Here is a 1801-nt window from a genome sequence, read left to right on the forward strand (position 1 = left end):
CGCCCGCACGACCACCCCCCTGCCCCCCGTCGTGGACCGCGTCCCCACCACCGACAGGGTCGTCTTCCTCACCTACGACGACGGTGCGGGCCAGGACCCCCGTCTGGCCACCCTGATCCGCGAACTCCGCCTTCCGGTCACGGTCTTCGCGACCGCCCACCAGTCGGCCCTGCGCAAGGCGGGCGCCACCGTCGAACGCCGAGCCCCCCACCGAGGAACCCTCCCCGGCCTCCCCTACCCCCGCCAGCGCACCGCCATCTGCGACCACCCCACCCCCTCCCGCCTCCTCCGACCCCGCCAACGCGCCTACGACCGCACCACCCTCCGCGCCGCCGCCCACTGCGGCATCACCGCGGTGGTCCTCTGGCGAGCGACGGTCACCCCAACGGGACTCGCCTACACGCGAGGCACCCACACGCTCCTCCCGGGCGACATCGTCCGAGTGGGCCCGGCCCGAGGCCCGGCGACGGCACTGGGGGAGCGGACGGCGAGGCTGCTGAGGAAGGTGCAGGAACGGGGCCTGACGGTGGGGCACTTGGAGGATTACCTGTAGGAAACTCCGCTTACTTTCAGCCCGTCCGGCGTTTGAGGACGAGGCCCCTTAAGGGCCGAAAGCGGGGGCGTGGGGGTGCAACCCCCACACAGGCCGAGCCAACTCCCCGCACCCCCGATCGCCGACGCGCCGCACGGCAATTGGCACTCCGCTTGACCGAGTGCTAACCCCGGTCATAGTCTCGGCTCTGGCACTCGGCAGCAGAGAGTGCCAACAAAGCGACGGGCAGGTCCGGCACCCGCGACGACGGATCCACCTGGTCGCCACCTCAGACAGTCAACCCCGTGTGATCTCAGAAGGGGGAGGTCGGATCGTGACGACCGCCAGCTCCAAGGTTGCCATCAAGCCGCTCGAGGACCGCATCGTGGTCCAGCCGCTGGACGCCGAGCAGACCACGGCCTCTGGCCTGGTCATCCCGGACACCGCGAAGGAGAAGCCCCAGGAGGGCGCCGTCCTCGCCGTGGGTCCCGGCCGCTTCGAGAACGGCGAGCGCCTGCCGCTCGACGTCAAGGTCGGCGACATCGTGCTGTACAGCAAGTACGGCGGCACCGAGGTGAAGTACAACGGCGACGAGTACCTCGTCCTCTCGGCTCGCGACGTTCTCGCGATCATCGAGAAGTAGTTCACCCCGAAGCATCTGCTTCACCACTGCGCCCCTGGCCCCCCGCTACCGAGAGGAAGCCGGGCGGCCGGGGGCGCGGTCACATCCACCCAGATTTTCGAGAGGGCTACCGCTGTCATGGCGAAGACTCTGAAGTTCGACGAGGACGCCCGTCGCGCCCTTGAGCGCGGCGTCAACAAGCTGGCCGACACGGTGAAGGTGACGATCGGCCCTCGGGGTCGCAACGTCGTCATCGACAAGAAGTTCGGCGCGCCCACCATCACCAACGACGGTGTCACGATCGCCCGTGAGGTCGAGATCGAGGACCCGTTCGAGAACCTCGGCGCCCAGCTGGTGAAGGAGGTGGCGACCAAGACCAACGACATCGCGGGTGACGGCACCACCACCGCCACCGTGCTCGCCCAGGCGCTGGTGCGCGAGGGCCTGAAGAACGTCGCCGCCGGTGCCTCCCCGGCCTCCCTGAAGAAGGGCATCGACGCCGCCGTCAAGGCCATCTCCGAGGACCTGCACGCCGCGGCCCGCCCGATCGACGAGAAGTCGGACATCGCCGCCGTCGCCGCGCTGTCGGCCCAGGACGACCAGGTCGGCGAGCTGATCGCCGAGGCCATGGACAAGGTCGGCAAGGA

General features: G+C 69.5%; 3 protein-coding genes. All 3 read left to right on the plus strand.

The window, feature by feature from the left end; genetic code table 11:
• On the plus strand, positions 1-553 hold a 553-nt coding region (locus GTW40_RS15250; RefSeq protein ID WP_161180733.1), incomplete at its 5' end, for a hypothetical protein.
• A gap of 313 nt (positions 554-866) precedes the next feature.
• Positions 867-1175 (plus strand): co-chaperone GroES, encoded by a 309-nt coding sequence (gene groES / locus GTW40_RS15255; RefSeq protein WP_018543953.1) that lies wholly within the window; start codon positions 867-869, stop codon positions 1173-1175.
• Between the two features lie 117 nt (positions 1176-1292).
• Positions 1293-1801 (plus strand): TCP-1/cpn60 chaperonin family protein (locus tag GTW40_RS15260; protein WP_272919011.1); only part of this gene is annotated, 509 nt, incomplete at its 3' end.

It is taken from the genome of Streptomyces sp. SID4985 (assembly GCF_009863025.1).
Classification (GTDB): Bacteria; Actinomycetota; Actinomycetes; order Streptomycetales; family Streptomycetaceae; genus Streptomyces.